The following is a 15,047-nucleotide window of genomic DNA, read 5'->3' as shown; positions in this document are numbered from 1 at the left end:
TATCAGAAATTTTTAAGACTCTTGTCTTTATAATTTCTGATACTTTATTTATTAATAATATTATTATTTTTTTATATATATAATTAAAAGGATTGTGGAAATCAATAAAAATATCCCTGTAAAAATAGCACTATTCATATGGAACTTAATAGAACTTGCATCTGTTACCTTATTATTCTTAATCCAGAACCCACAAACCATAGTTGAAAGAAAAAGTAAAACAGTGATAAGACTTGAACCAATAGTTATAATTTTCATCTTACATCAACATCCTCTCCAATAATATTTTCTATTAAAATATCAATGAATTTATCTCGCTCATATTTATTCTTTATATTTATACCACTGTATAACTGAAATGATTCTGTAGATAAAGCAGAAATCTGTATTGGTAAAATAATTTGCAGGGCAATGATTCTTAGACTCATTTCATCTTTTTTATTTCCAAAAATTTTACGAAGCATAGGGACAATATCAAGTTCTGCTTGCATATCTCCATTGGTTATACATTGATTCAACACAAAAGGAAGCACTTTTTCATAATGTAATCCAGTATCACACAATTTTTTTAATAAATTTTTCAAATCTTCAATAGGTCTTAGAGTATATACACTATCGTCATATAACTCTGCTATTATATTTGACATCACATCTCCTATGGCAGTACTCAACAAATTATCCTTTGTTTTAAAATGATAATTTATTAAACCAACTCCAACATTTGCACGCTCAGCAATTTTTCTAACTGTAATCTCCTCAATATCATCTACTTCATTTAAAAGATTCAATGTAACTTCAATTATACGTTCTCTAGCATCTTTATCATTACTTTTCATAATAGACCTCCAAAACAATTAACATTTTCAGTTCTGAACATGTTCAGTATAATATTTTTTTCATCATATGTCAATATAATTTAATTATAATTTTAGTTGACTCTAACATTATGATATGGTTTATATTAATATTAAGCTAAAAGTACCTTTATAAAGGAGACAAAAACATGTTTAAGATAGGCGATTTTTCAAAGCTAAGTAAAATTAGTATTCGTATGTTACGTCATTATGATGAAATAGGACTTTTAACTCCTTCTCATACGAATAAAACTAATGGATATAGATACTATAGTGCAGACCAACTTTCTACTACAAACAGAATCCATGCACTAAAAGATATGGGCTTTGGCTTGTATTCTATAAAAGAAATTTTGACAGAATATAACGATAAAGAAAGTCTCATAAAATATCTAAATATCCACCATTCTCAAGTAAAAGAACAATTAGAAGATACACAGAAAAAACTATTAAAAATAGAAACCACTATTAAAAGAATTGGAGGAAATGATATTATGAAAAATTATGATGTAACTATAAAGAATTTTGCACCAAAATATATGATGACACTTAGAAGGGTTATACCAACTTATCAAGACGAAGGAATGTTATGGCATCAAGTATTTTTAGAGACAAAAGACCAGAATGTTCAAATTGAACCCCCAAAGTATTCTAAAGCAGTTTTTTATGATACTGGATATAAAGAAGATTATGTAGATGTTGAAGTACAAGTTGCTGTATCTGGAAAGTATAAAGATACTGAACATGTTAAATTTAAGACTGTTCCAAGTGTGACTGCTGCAACTGCAATTGTTAATGGAAATTTCAATCAAGTTGCAGACGCTTGTGAGGCTATTGGTAATTGGATATCAGATAATAACTATGATGTAGATGGTCCTATGTTTAATATTTATCATGTAAGTCCTGGCAACGATAGTAATCCTGATAATTGGGTAACAGAGGTATGCTTCCCAGTTAAAAAGAAGTAATTTTTATATTAATTGGATAATATTTTAATTTGTTAGACAAATTACTTTTAGTGTTATGTATAAATACCTACAATTTGATTAGGATATTATCTTAATTTGTTAAACAAATTACTTTTAGTGTTATGTATAAATATCTACAATTTAATTAGGATATTATCTTAATTTGTCAGATAAATCACTTGTGATGTTATGTTTGAATGACTAGAATTTAATTAGGATATTATCTTAATTTGACAGATAAATCACTTGTGATGTTATGTTTAAATACCTACAATTTAATTAGGATATTATCTTAATTTGACAGATAAATCACTTGTGATGTTGTGTTTAAATGACTAGAATTTGATTAGGATATTATCTTAATTTGTCAGATAAATTATTTATAATGTTATGTTTAAATACCTACAATTTAATTAGGATATTATCTCAATTTGTCAGATAAATCAATTATGATTTTATGTTTAAATGACTAGAATTTGATTAGGATATTATCTTAATTTGTCAGATAAATCAATTATAAGATTATATACTATCCTTATACTCTAGTTAAATATATTTTAATCACTAATATAAATTAGTTTTTTTAACAAAACAATAAAAGAGTAAAGTACAAATAATTCCTTTGTGCTCTACTCTTTTTAACTTTCTTTAGACAATGATATAATGATAAATATAAAAAATTATATATTCCATTCTATAGAAATATGCTCACCAATAACATGTATGTTGTTAATCAATATATTATATCAAATTATATCAAAATTACATAAACCTTATAGGACAATCATATCTTATTACAAGAAAAATGTCTTATCCATATTGAATAAGTCATTCAGTTCATATACAAAGTCAATTTCATTGAGAAACATTTAATATATGTTTATAAAAATTTCATACTATTCTTTCATATTTGCATGTGATATAATTTATTAACTCATAATTTTGTTAATCAGTTGTGCTTGTATATTATTTATATAATCTAATATTTTAAGAAGGTGGTGTAATAACTTTGAAATTAAAAATTGTTGGTAGTGGCGGTATGTCAATTATTCCAAGTTCATTTTGCAAATGCAAAATATGTGAAGAAGCCAGACAAAAAGGCGGAAGATATGAACGATTAGGGCCAAGTTTATATATTGATGATATAAAAATGCTGATAGACACACCTGAAGATATTGCAGTAGCTTGTAACAGACAAAAAATATCGGAAGTAAAACATATTTCAATTTCTCACCATGACCCAGACCATGTTAAGGGTATTAGAATTGTCGAAAAAATAGGATGTGACTTTATCACAGGAGAAAATAATCCAATTGGCTTTTATGCGCTTCCTGAAGTAATTGAAGATATAAACCGAACGAATCTCGATTGTCTTAAATATTATGGTGATGTTATAAATTGCATTTCTATTAATGAAACTTCACATGTAAAGATAAATAATTTTGATATTGATTTGATTAACAATAATCCAGACAGGAATATAACCTTCTATGTTATCAAAGAGAATGAAAAAAAAGTCATATATGCCTGCTGTAATCCCAAGCCATTTACTCATAGTGATATGTACTTTGATACTGATGTTTTAATAATAAGTCTAGTTTCTGATGATGGTATATTAAATGATGGTACAAAACTTAAAGACACACCATTTAAAGATGAAATATTTACTTTAGATGAGATTGTTGAAATTAAAAACTATTATAGAATTAAAAAGATTATCATTACACATATTGACGAAATGTGGGGAAAATCATATGGTTATTACAGTGAATTAGAAAAGAAACTTGATAACATTTATTTTGCATATGATGGTATGGAAATTATAGTCTAAATCATTAAGTAATAAGCATAATGCAAAATAAGAAAACTTCAATTTAACAGTATAGTTAAACTATGTAATATCAACATATCTCAGTTTTTACAAAATATCATAGTATTTATCTTTATAAAATTTCAAGTCCTACATATTTTAATACTTCAATATCTAAATAAAGTAAAATCAAAAATATATTTTATATACATTATAGACGGCTTATCGGCACTAGATAAGCCGTTTTGTCACAATTATTATTTGCTCAACAAAACTTCTCATAATATATAACAGATTGAATCTCCAACTGATACTTAATTACCGAAACTCTTATTCCTTAATATGTTGTTGCATTAACCAAACCTTCATCATCATTTTTTGTGGCAATAGTTTTGCTAATAAATGACTGGATTTTGTATTTATACCATACACAGAAATATCCTTATTTTTCTTTGCATCCTTCAATGCTTTTTTGGCAACAATGTCTGGAGACACTATACCTGGGAAATTTTTTGTCCCTTTTTCAGCTACAACTATACCTCTCTTAAATAGATTTGTACTCATCCAACCTGGACATACAGCAATTGCATTTATCCCTTTACTCTTAAGTTCAACATTTAATGCTCTTGTATAATTTCTTATAAACGCTTTAGTTGAACTATAAATATTTTGATATGGCAATGGCTGGAATGATGCTTGTGAAGAAATATTCATGATATGGCTTCCCTTTTGCATATATGGAATACATATAAGTCCCAATGCTACAACAGCACTAATATTTAAATCAATCATATTAATAGATTCATCTATACTTAAATCATTGTATGAACAGAATTTTGCAAAACCAGCATTGTTTATAAGGTATTTTATACATACATTTTCTTTACTTAAAAATGTACCAATTTCTTTTACTTCTTCTATTTTTGATAAATCTTTTGAAAAAATTTTTACCTTACTTCCAAATTCATCTACTAATTGATTTAATCTCGCCTTGTTTCTTGCAACTGCCCATATTTCTGTTATTTCTTCTTCATTTATTAATAACTTTAGAAACTCTTTACCAAAACCACTATTAGCACCCGTTATAATTGCAATCTTCTTATAACTCATAATTATTCTCCTTTACCATAAGTTTATACGCTCAAACTGTAAACTTATTTTTTACAAATAAAACACCCTCTATTCAGATGTTATATTCATATTATTTGAGATATTATATTTATATCATTTTCAATAATTGTTATATAGCATAAAAAATAGTGTTAATATTATAGAATCGGTATTGATTATATTTAAAAAGTAGTGTTAATTATATTATAGAATCAGTATTTATTATATTATAAAAAGTAGTGTTAATATTATAGAATCGATATTGATTATATTTAAAAAGTAGTGTTAATTATATTGTAGAATCAGTATTGATTATATTGTAAAAAGTAGTATTAATAATATTGTAGAATCAATATTGATTATATTTAAAAAAGTAGTGTTAATTATATTATGGAATCAATATTGATTATATTTAAAAAAGTAGTGTTGATTATATTATAAAAAGTAGTATTAATAATATTGTAGAATCAGTATTGATTATATTTAAAAAAGTAGTGTTAATTATATTATGGAATCAGTATTGATTATATTTAAAAAAGTAGTGTTAATTATATTATGGAATCAGTATTGATTATATTTAAAAAAGTAGTATTAATTATATTATAGAATCAGTGTTGATGACATTATAAAAAGTAGTGTTAATTATATTATAGAATCAGTATTTATTATATTATAAAAATCAGTGTTAATTATATTGTAGAATCAGTATTTATTATATTATAAAAATCAGTGTTAATTATATTGTAGAATCAGTATTTATTATATTATAAAAATCAGTGTTAATAATGGTTTATATATCAATAAATTCACTTCATTTTTATTGCTTTACTATATTTGTTTATGATATTCCACTTGCCATTTTCTTTTCTTAGTTCAAGACTTATTTTTGAATAACAATCTTCTCCAGATTGTGTTACTATAACCTCATCCCCAGACTTATTTTTGTAAATATGTTCTTCTACCTTATTTTTCGTATGACCTACAACAATAGCATCTATTCCATCTACTGACATTGCAAGTTTTTTGACTTCACTACTTGGATTTTTTAGAGTACTATTATTATCTGAATGTACAACTGCAACAATCACATCAGGACTTTCCTTTTGCATAACTTTTACCCATTCGCTTGCATCTTTTACTAGATTATTAGTATATAACTTTCCTGTTTCTTCAGGAATTTTCGAAGTCTTTGAGTCTTTGCTTAAGCTTGAGTTACTTAAGTCTTCTTCATCCTTATCAGTAGTAGTAAGACCTAATACTCCAACCTTTATATTTCCTTCCCTAGTTTCTACATTATGAATTATATAAGGTTTTACATAATTTTCTCCAGATTCATCATATATATTAGCTGATAATACTGGTATCTTCATTTCTTCAAAGTTTTCTATAATATAATCCAATGTAGATTTTTTTTCCTCAAAAGTCTCTTTATCCTCTGTAAATTCATGGCTACCAAGTACTACAGCATCATAACCAAGATATACAATTGGCCATTCATTTATTTTTTTATAGATGCCTTTATTTTCATTGTATTGCCACTCTTTAGCCCACTTAGTCATTTCTTTTGTATTAGTATTTAAAAAATCTCCAGTATCTATAAAGATAGGTTGAACATCTCTATCTCTTTCATTAAACAAATTAACTGCCATTTCATCTGAAAATTTTGGATTCAGACCAGAAGTTGTAATTATATTTACTTCCTTTCCAAAAACCTTTAATTCACTATATTTGTCTTTTATAAACCACTTATCATTCTTCTTATCCAACTTAAAATTAATCTTTGATATACTATTACCATGAGCTCCAGGCTGTGTTACTATTACTTCTTCACCAGAATTATTTTTATATGTATGCTGTTCTATTTTTTCATGTGTATGACCTGCTACAATAGCATCTATTCCCTCTACAGTTGTTGCTAGTTCTTTTATTCTATTTCCTGGATTTTTAGGATTTTTTGGCTCTTCACCTGAATGTACAATGGCAACTATTATATCTGGCTTTTCTTTTTTTTCCATAACATTTACCCACTTATTTGCATCTTCTACTAAATCATTTGCATATAATTTCCCTTTGTATTGAGGTTGTTCCCCAAGTTCTCTAGCCTTTTTATCTTGTTCAAAACTTTTAAACCTTGAACGTTCCCCTACTTCTTTTATAGTCAGACCAAGTATACCAACCTTTACAGTTCCCTTGTCAGTATTTATATTTTTCATTACATATGGCTTTACGTAGTTTTCTCCAGATTGTTCATATACGTTTGCTGATACTAATGGTATATTGTTATTTTTAAAATCAGAAACCAATTTATCAAGGCTCTGCTTGTCATTAGATACAAATTCATGATTCCCAAATGTAACTGCATCATACTTCAGCTTTGCCATTTTTTTAGCCAATGGAACTTCTCCTTCACGTGGTTCAGCTATTTTTTTGTACTCTGGTATCCCATCTTTAAATCTTACTAATTTTTGACCAGTAAACCACTTATTCATCTCACCACTTTGCATGTCAAAAAAATCTCCTGCATCTACCATAAGTAGATTCTCATCATATTTTCTCTCCTCTTCTACATAGGAAATTAAATTATCTGGAATAATTGAATGTAAATCACTTGTGGCGAGTACATTGATTTCTGTATCTTTAGTGCTTTGACACCCCACAAGTAATACTATTAAAAATATTATTGATGCTACTATAATAAATTTTATTTTCATAAGAGACTCCTCCTTAGATTTTGGATGATAATAAAATTTAATATCACACTTTATCTTTACCATATAAGATTGTACTATTTATTATACGAAAAGAACTATATGTAAATTCCTTTTTAAGCAAATCTACATATAGTTCTCAATATTTTTTACTAGTAAAATAATACTTACTCTAATACACTAAAATTTTCAAATAAGACTTATTCTAACATGTTCAAATTATAAAGTAAGCATTAGTATAATAGTTCATACTATATCTTACATGTTAAAATATTTTTATTTGTCTTGTTTATTCTCTTATTATTAAAATATTTCACATTATGCATTATACCAATATTAGAAACTTTATCTTATATATCATGTCAATATCAGATAATTTACTTTATCTATAAATTTTATAAAGTTATTCAACCTCAATTGTTTTACTGAATTTATCATTAATAGTCCACGAACCCTTTTCTTTATTTACTTTAAAGGTAATTTTAGAATAATATTTACCATGCTCACCTGGTTGTGTCACTATAACTTTTTCTCCAGACTTATTTTTATATTCATGCTCATCTATTTTTTCATGAGTATGACTAGCAACAATTGCATCAATACCATCTACTGTAGTTGCTAGTTCTTTTATTCTATTTCCTGGATGTTTTGGATTTTTTGGTTCTTCTCCTGAATGTACAACTGCAACTATTATATCTGGTTTTTTCTTTTTCATAACTTTTACCCATTTCTTTGCATCTTCCACTAAATCATTTGCATACAATTTATCCTTATATTGAAATTGCTCTTGTAAGTTTACATTTTTAAGACCTTTACCTACTTCTTTTATAGTAAGTCCCAATATTCCTACTTTTACATTACCTTCACTCGTCTCCACATCTTTTATAATATATGGTTTAACATAATTTTTACCAGATTGCCTATATATATTTGCCGATAACACAGAAATTGCCACCTGTTCAAAATCCTCTATAACAGCATCTAAAAGGCGTTCATCTGACCAAAATTCATCTTTTTCAGATACAAATTCATGATTTCCAAGTACTACTGCATCATACATTCCCTGATTCATATCCATGACCATTGGGCATCTACTAATCGTTTTATCACTATTATTATCTCTTATACTTTTCCACTCTTTATACCATTGAGTCATTTCATCTGTTTGAGGGTCTAAGAAGTCGCCTGCATCTACTACAACAGGTTCAATTGGGTTACTACGTTCATTAACAAGGTCAACTGTTAATTCATCAGAGAAATGTGAATGTAAATCTGCAGTAGCAACTATACTTACTTCTTTATCAATTATTTTTAATTTACTAGACTTTTCCTTTATGTCCCACTTTCCATTCTCTTTATTTAATTTGAAATTAATCTCTGATACTCTATCTCCATGCCAACCTGGTTGTGTAACAATTACTTCATCTCCAGATTTATTTTTATATTTGTGTTCATCTATTTTTTCATGAGTATGACCAGCTACAATTGCATCTATTCCATCCACTGTAGTTGCTAACTCTTTTATTCTATTTCCTGGATTTCTATCTGTTTTAGGTTCTTCCCCTGAGTGTACAACTGCAACTATTATGTCTGGACTTTCTTTTTCCATAACTTTTATCCATTTCTTTGCATCTTCTACTAAATCATTTGCATATAATTTTCCTTTGTAATCAGCTTGTTCTCCAAGCTCTCTAGCTTTTTTATCCTTTTCAAAATCCTCAAGACCAAGGGTTTCCCCTACTTCTTTTATAGTAAGACCTAGTATTCCAACTTTTACATTGCCCTCATCTGTCTTAATATTTTTCATTACATATGGTTGTACATAATTTTCTCCAGATTGTTCATATATATTTGCTGATACCAATGGCATATTATTATTTTTAAAATCAGAAACCAGTTTATCAAGACTTTGCTTATCATTTGAAATAAATTCATTATCTCCCAAAACTACAGCATCATATTTCAACTTTGCCATATCTTTAACTATAGGTACTTCATCTTTACTACTCTTAATTATGTCATCATACTCTGCTCTACCATTTCTTTTAATATTAATTAACTTTTTTCCAGAAGACCATTCCCACATTTCTCTACTTTGTGTACCATAGAAATCTCCCGCATCTACCATAAGCAGATTTTTATTCTTTTCCCTTTCCTCATTTATATATGAAACCATAGAGTCTGTCAAAATTGAATGTAAATCACCTGTCCCTAATATTTTAATTTCTGTATCTTTTGCTTTAACTTCTGTATCTTTTGTACTTTGACACCCCACAAATAATACCATTAAAAATATCACCAATGGCATAATAACAAATTTTATTTTCATAAAATCCCCCTCTTAAATTTTTAGATTACTATAAAATTTAACGTCCTGCTTTATTTTAAACTATAGCAGTTTATATGATTATGGGCAATATTCATTTATTCAATAGATTACTATAATTTCTTTCAATATGCTAACAATAACTAATAGATGATTTTTAAGAAGAATAACAGTCAATTTATCTGCTATAAAAATACTGATTTTTATTTTGTATATGTGGTCTAATTGTATAATGCAACCTAATTGCATATGTGGTCTAAAGTTCATTTCTTTAGCATTAATATGAAAAATTAAAAAACTTCATTGTACCACTCCAAGTCATTGGATGAAATGGTACAATGAAGTACAATCCAAGCAGAGATACTTTGCTCTGGATACATATGTAAATCATAAAACGATTCTCTGTATAAATTGGCTCTACCCCATGTAAATCAGATTTATTTCCCTTCATCCTCTTTAGGTGGAGTAATTATCACTCCTATAGAATGCATTCTTCTACCTTCTTCATGTGAGTTATTTCTTAGAGGTTCTAGTATACTAGCAATTTTTTTACTCACTTCAACTATCTCATCAATACTAGCATATACTGGACAGACAGAAAATCCTGAACCATCTTTTAGGATATCCTTTTCCTTTCTTTCAGCGTATTCATAAAATTCTCTTAAAAATCCCATCATATATTGAGTAAACAGTTGAGCATATTCTTCTCCAGAGTTCTCATCTATAATTTTGTTCACATCATCAGCTATATCTAACTTCATAGCATATACTTTTTCAACAGTTCCCCTTATTTTATTTTCTTCAACCACTTTTATAATATCATCTTTCAACATTTTATTAAGGTAACGATAAAGTGTTGCCTTTGATATATCTTGAAACTTTTCTCCTAATTGTTTAGCTGTAGTTCGATTATTTGAAAAAATTTCAATCAATAACTTGCATTTAATTGGGTTTACAAAACAATCCATTAGTTTTTCATTCATATTATCTCCCCCTTATTTATATTATTAATAAGATAATATTATCATGTTGATAATATTAATTCAAGATTGATTGAAAGCTTTATACATATATCAACATACATCAATATCATTTTTACTATGACTTTTTATAGCTATCATAAATAATTGTAACAATTCTTATAATAAATCTCATAAAATTCTATTGTATTGCTTATTTTATTTATCATTATAAAATTGGTTGTACATGACACTAATAAGTATTTTTCAAAAAATAAAAAAGTCCTTGAATTATTTACATAACTCAAAGACTTTACATCTCATGATTCAATACTAAGCTAATTTTGCTTTAGCAACTTCTGCTAATTTTGCAAATCCTTCTGGGTCTTGTATAGCCATTTCAGATAACATTTTTCTGTTAACTTCAACACCAGATAATTTTAATCCATTCATTAATCTTGAATAAGATATTCCATTCATTCTAGCAGCTGCATTTATTCTTTGTATCCAAAGTTTTCTGAAGTCTCTCTTCTTTAACTTTCTTCCTATATAAGCATTTTTTAATGCTTTCATTACGAATGTATTTGCTGGTCTATATAATTTGCTTCTAGATCCTCTGAATCCTTTTGCAAGTTTTAATATTTTCTTATGCTTTTTACGAGCGTTCATAGCTTTTTTAACTCTTGCCATCGTTATGACCTCCTTTTATATCCCTCTTCTATAGTTATTATTTACAATCTGTATCTTAGTATGGTAATAATTGTGCTATTCTCTTAGCATCTCCATCACTTACTAAAGTTGATTTTCTTAAGTTCATTTTAGTTTTTGCAGATTTTTTAGTTAATATATGTTTTTTAAAAGCTTTAGCTCTCTTTAACTTTCCAGTTCCTGTTTTCTTTAATCTCTTTGCTGCACCTCTATGAGTTTTCATTTTAGGCATGACAAATTCCTCCTCTCAGTTAATCATCTATTTTTTTGGATCTATAATTACAACCATATTATTACCCTCAAATGCAGGGGCTTTTGTTGGTTCTCCAAACTCTTTTATTATATCTAAAAACTTAAGCATAACTTCTTTACCTATGTCTTTATGTCCTAATTCTCTTCCTCTAAATCTAAGTTCAACTTTGACTTTATCCCCTTTTTTAAGGAACTTTATAGCATTATTAGCTTTCGTATTTAAATCATTTTGTTCAATACCTGGTCTAAGTCTTACTTCTTTTACAACTATAGTTTTTTGTTTTTTCTTAGCTTCTTTCTCTTTTCTCGCTTGCTCATATCTAAACTTTCCATAATCCATTATCTTACATACTGGTGGATTTGCATTCGGCGAGATTTGAACCAAATCTAAGTTTTTGCTATTAGCCATTGCTTGAGCTTCTTTAGTAGGCATTACTCCAAGTTGTTCACCTGTTGGTGAAAGGACTCTTATTTCCTTATCTTTTATTTGTTCATTGATTGCTAATTCTTTGCTAATTGTAGGACACCTCCAAAATTTTTATAAAATAAAAAGCGGATGACGTAATCATCCGCAATATAAGTTACCAAATTTAAACAAACTTAAATTAAAATTAAGCTTTAACTTATATTTACCTTACTAACCTCCGGCGTAAGGTGAGAAGCGGACTTCTTCTTTGTTTTATTCTTACCTTATTTACTATATCACTTAATCAAATTATTTGCAACTATTTTTTTTGTTTAGGAAAAATTTAATTACTTCCTACTACTCATTATATGTCTATACTACTCATTTTGCTATTAATTTTTAAATTTATACCCAAAATCCTTTTATATATGTATATTCTACATGACTCTATATATTCTACATAACAAATCCTATATTGTATTCTAATATAACACTATACTACCCAACAAATTCTATATTGTATTCTAATATACTACTATACTACATAACAAATTCTATATTGTACTCTAATATACTATTATACTACATAACAAATCCTACATTATATTCTAATATGTTACTATACTACATAACAAGTCCTACATTATATTCTAATATGCTACTATACTACATAACAAATCCTACATTATATTCTAATATGTTACTATACTACATAACAAGTCCTACATTATATTCTAATATGCTACTATACTACATAACAAATCCTATATTATATTCTAATATGCTACTATACTACATAACAAATCCTATATTATATTCTAATATGCTACTATACTACATAACAAATCCTATATTATATTCTAATATGCTACTATACTACACAACAAATCCTATAATTATATTCTAATATACTACCTACTACTTTGTGCTACAACAATTTCTCTATTTATATGATTTGTAAAATATAGTACAACATTTTTTATCATTTTCATTTCAACTAAATTTGTAATATTTTATTCAATACTTAATAAATACTTAATCAATACATGCTTTATAATACTTTACTCAATATATAATCAATACATAATTTATAATTTATAATTTGTAATACTTTATTCAATACATAAGTAGAAATCTCTATATACATAAATTCATTTTTTCATACATCTTACAAATTTATTTTTATTTAGATAACATGTATATTTTTTCCATGAAAAATAAATAATAAAAAATAGTAAATATGGAAAATATAAAATTGATTAACAATAATTAATTACCTGAGGTGTGAATATGAAAATGCTAAACAACTTTTTTAAGAAAATCAACAATCCAGCTCCTGTCTTTGCACAGACAAAAATGGAAAGAGATAATCAAACAGATGATTCACTTTCTACAAAACCAAAGACTACATTTAGAGACGTTGCTGGATTAGACGAAGTAAAAGAAGAACTATTTGAAATAGTCGATTTTATGAAGTCACCACAAAAATATCAAAAAATGGGTGCAAAAATACCTAAAGGAGTATTATTTTATGGTCCTCCAGGAACAGGTAAAACCCTACTTGCATCTGCTGTAGCTGGTGAAACAAACTCATCATTTTTTAATGTTACTGGTTCAGAGTTCGTTGAAAAATATGTAGGTGTGGGAGCAAAAAGAGTTAGAACTCTATTTGAAAAAGCTAGAAAAGAAGCTCCAAGTATAATATTTATAGACGAAATAGATGCTGTAGGAGCAAAGAGACATCTTGAAAGTAACAACGAAAAAGACCAAACACTAAACCAACTTTTAGTTGAAATGGATGGATTTAATAAAGATTCCAATGTATTAATAATAGGTGCTACCAATAGACTTGACTTATTAGATGAAGCTTTACTTAGACCAGGAAGATTTGACAGACACATTCATATAGGTGCACCAAACTATCACACTAGATTTGAAATTCTAAAGGTACATACAGATGACAAACCTATAGACAAATCTGTAAATCTAGAACTTTTAGCTAAAAAAACTCATGGTTTCAATGGGGCTCATCTTTCAAATATAGCAAATGAAGCAGCTATATTTGCAGTTAGAGATGACAGTGAGTGTATTACATCAGAACATTTTGACAAGGCACTTGAAAGAGTTATTGCAGGGCTAGAATCTAAAAACTCTGCATTGGTTGAAAAAGAGAAAAAAATAGTAGCATATCATGAAGCTGGACATGCTCTTGTAAGTGATATAGTAGGAATTTGTCCTATACAAAAAATATCTATAGTTCCTAGAGGACAAGCATTAGGTTATGTTCTTCAATTACCTGATGAAGATAGATATATTTATACTAAGGATGAGTTGATTGGAAAAATAAAAATATTACTTGCTGGAAAGGCTTCAGAAGAATTAATATTTAATCATAAATCTACTGGTGCAAAGGACGACTTAAAGAAAGTCACTGAAATAGCTAACCAAATGGTTTGTGAATATGGTATGAGTAACTTAGGATTTATGACTATTGATGGAAATGATAAGACTTTCTTATGTGATAAGGTTCAAAAGGAAGCAAATCGTATAGTTGAAATTTGTTATAAAGAGACTTTAGAGATGTTAAAGGATAATCTTGAAGATTTACATTCTGTTTCTAAATTCTTATTTGAAAAAGAAACTATGACTCATGAAGAGTTAAAAGATTTGATAGGAAAAGAAGCTGTAAACTAATATAGTTTTAAAAATTTGAGGCTGTCTCAAAATAGAGATAAGCCTCTTTTTATTGTTAAAGTTATAAAAATACATTTGATTTTATACAAAAAAGTGCCTCATAAACTAAAAATTTCATTTTGAGACACTTACATATTTTAATTTTGTCTATTTACAGAATATTATATCTACATAAAACTAAACTGCTGTAAACTTAACTACCTCCAGTAATGTTTGAAGTGGTATAAAAGCTAGTAGCCTAGTTTCTACACC

Annotated in this window: 13 protein-coding genes; 3 read left to right on the top strand and 10 right to left on the bottom strand. The window is 27.3% G+C overall.

The features are described from left to right. Positions 1-63: 63 nt before the first annotated feature. Both CDIF1296T_RS04345 and CDIF1296T_RS04340 read right to left on the bottom strand, forming a co-directional pair. Complete coding sequence (locus CDIF1296T_RS04345) at positions 64-258, bottom strand: hypothetical protein (RefSeq protein WP_003418249.1); 195 nt, start codon at positions 256-258, stop codon at positions 64-66. Beyond that, on the bottom strand, positions 255-836 hold the full coding sequence (locus CDIF1296T_RS04340; RefSeq protein WP_003436804.1) for a TetR/AcrR family transcriptional regulator: 582 nt from the start codon (positions 834-836) through the stop codon (positions 255-257). Before CDIF1296T_RS04340 ends, CDIF1296T_RS04345 begins: the two co-directional genes overlap by 4 nt. Positions 837-1,003: 167 nt before the next feature. On the opposite strand from CDIF1296T_RS04340, the gene CDIF1296T_RS04335 reads away from it, so the two are divergent. Next, a complete protein-coding gene (locus CDIF1296T_RS04335; RefSeq protein ID WP_009895735.1) occupies positions 1,004-1,822 on the top strand; it encodes a MerR family transcriptional regulator in 819 nt (272 codons plus the stop codon). A 1,039-nt stretch (positions 1,823-2,861) separates the two neighbouring features. Next, positions 2,862-3,653: an MBL fold metallo-hydrolase gene (locus CDIF1296T_RS04330; RefSeq protein ID WP_021427280.1), complete on the top strand. Its 792-nt coding sequence runs from the start codon at positions 2,862-2,864 to the stop codon at positions 3,651-3,653. A 309-nt stretch (positions 3,654-3,962) separates the two neighbouring features. On the opposite strand, the gene CDIF1296T_RS04325 is transcribed toward CDIF1296T_RS04330, so the two are convergent. From CDIF1296T_RS04325 to infC, 8 genes are all read right to left on the bottom strand, one after another. After that, the gene (locus CDIF1296T_RS04325) at positions 3,963-4,742 is read right to left on the bottom strand and encodes an SDR family NAD(P)-dependent oxidoreductase (protein WP_009895731.1); all 780 of its coding nucleotides are present in this window, start codon (positions 4,740-4,742) and stop codon (positions 3,963-3,965) included. A gap of 806 nt (positions 4,743-5,548) precedes the next feature. Then, positions 5,549-7,453: a metallophosphoesterase gene (locus CDIF1296T_RS04320; RefSeq protein ID WP_009895730.1), complete on the bottom strand. Its 1,905-nt coding sequence runs from the start codon at positions 7,451-7,453 to the stop codon at positions 5,549-5,551. A gap of 400 nt (positions 7,454-7,853) precedes the next feature. Beyond that, positions 7,854-9,779: a metallophosphoesterase gene (locus tag CDIF1296T_RS04315; RefSeq protein ID WP_009895728.1), complete on the bottom strand. Its 1,926-nt coding sequence runs from the start codon at positions 9,777-9,779 to the stop codon at positions 7,854-7,856. 274 nt (positions 9,780-10,053) lie between these two features. After that, positions 10,054-10,227, bottom strand: coding sequence for a hypothetical protein (locus tag CDIF1296T_RS19510; RefSeq protein WP_018112537.1), 174 nt, complete (start codon positions 10,225-10,227; stop codon positions 10,054-10,056). Further along, complete coding sequence (locus tag CDIF1296T_RS04310; RefSeq protein ID WP_009895726.1) at positions 10,214-10,759, bottom strand: helix-turn-helix domain-containing protein; 546 nt, start codon at positions 10,757-10,759, stop codon at positions 10,214-10,216. Before CDIF1296T_RS04310 ends, CDIF1296T_RS19510 begins: the two co-directional genes overlap by 14 nt. Positions 10,760-11,068: 309 nt before the next feature. Beyond that, complete coding sequence (rplT, locus tag CDIF1296T_RS04305) at positions 11,069-11,425, bottom strand: 50S ribosomal protein L20 (protein ID WP_003429730.1); 357 nt, start codon at positions 11,423-11,425, stop codon at positions 11,069-11,071. A gap of 55 nt (positions 11,426-11,480) precedes the next feature. Next, positions 11,481-11,675, bottom strand: coding sequence for a 50S ribosomal protein L35 (gene rpmI, locus CDIF1296T_RS04300; RefSeq protein WP_003429729.1), 195 nt, complete (start codon positions 11,673-11,675; stop codon positions 11,481-11,483). A 27-nt stretch (positions 11,676-11,702) separates the two neighbouring features. Then, positions 11,703-12,194 carry a translation initiation factor IF-3 gene (gene infC, locus CDIF1296T_RS04295; protein ID WP_306437123.1) on the bottom strand — a complete coding sequence of 164 codons (492 nt, stop codon included), beginning with the start codon at positions 12,192-12,194 and terminating at the stop codon, positions 11,703-11,705. A 1,197-nt stretch (positions 12,195-13,391) separates the two neighbouring features. Here infC and CDIF1296T_RS04290 point away from each other — a divergent pair. After that, positions 13,392-14,795 (top strand): ATP-dependent metallopeptidase FtsH/Yme1/Tma family protein, encoded by a 1,404-nt coding sequence (locus CDIF1296T_RS04290; RefSeq protein ID WP_003439135.1) that lies wholly within the window; start codon positions 13,392-13,394, stop codon positions 14,793-14,795. Positions 14,796-15,047: the final 252 nt, after the last annotated feature.

It is taken from the genome of Clostridioides difficile ATCC 9689 = DSM 1296, from assembly GCF_001077535.1.
Taxonomy (GTDB): Bacteria; Bacillota; Clostridia; order Peptostreptococcales; family Peptostreptococcaceae; genus Clostridioides; species Clostridioides difficile.
Note: the sequence above shows the minus strand (reverse complement) of the source record. Positions and strands in the feature narration are given on the sequence as shown.